Genomic DNA, 550 nt, shown 5'->3' on the forward strand with positions numbered 1-550 from the left:
TCGCCTTCCTCCCCGCTGAAAGTACTTTACAACCCGAAGGCCTTCTTCATACACGCGGCATGGCTGCATCAGGCTTGCGCCCATTGTGCAATATTCCCCACTGCTGCCTCCCGTAGGAGTCTGGACCGTGTCTCAGTTCCAGTGTGGCTGGTCATCCTCTCAGACCAGCTAGGGATCGTCGCCTAGGTGGGCCATTACCCCGCCTACTAGCTAATCCCATCTGGGTTCATCCGATAGTGAGAGGCCCGAAGGTCCCCCTCTTTGGTCTTGCGACGTTATGCGGTATTAGCCACCGTTTCCAGTGGTTATCCCCCTCTATCGGGCAGATCCCCAGACATTACTCACCCGTCCGCCACTCGTCACCCAAGAGCAAGCTCTCTGTGCTACCGTCCGACTTGCATGTGTTAGGCCTGCCGCCAGCGTTCAATCTGAGCCATGATCAAACTCTTCAATTTAAGTTTGATTTGCTTAAACAAGTTAAGCGGTGCTCATCTGTAAAACGTCATAATGAATTTCATTATGTGTTCACTCGTGAGGCTTGATATTTTTT

At 52.0% G+C, this 550-nt stretch carries 1 rRNA gene; it reads right to left on the reverse strand.

Features of this window, described 5'->3' with window-relative positions:
• Nucleotides 1-455 (reverse strand): 16S ribosomal RNA (locus tag HFD94_RS22790); the annotation flags it as partial.
• Between the last annotated feature and the right edge of the window lie 95 nt (nucleotides 456-550).

The sequence above is a fragment of the Pantoea sp. EKM20T genome, from assembly GCF_011800485.1.
GTDB classification, from domain to species: domain Bacteria; phylum Pseudomonadota; class Gammaproteobacteria; order Enterobacterales; family Enterobacteriaceae; genus Pantoea; species Pantoea agglomerans.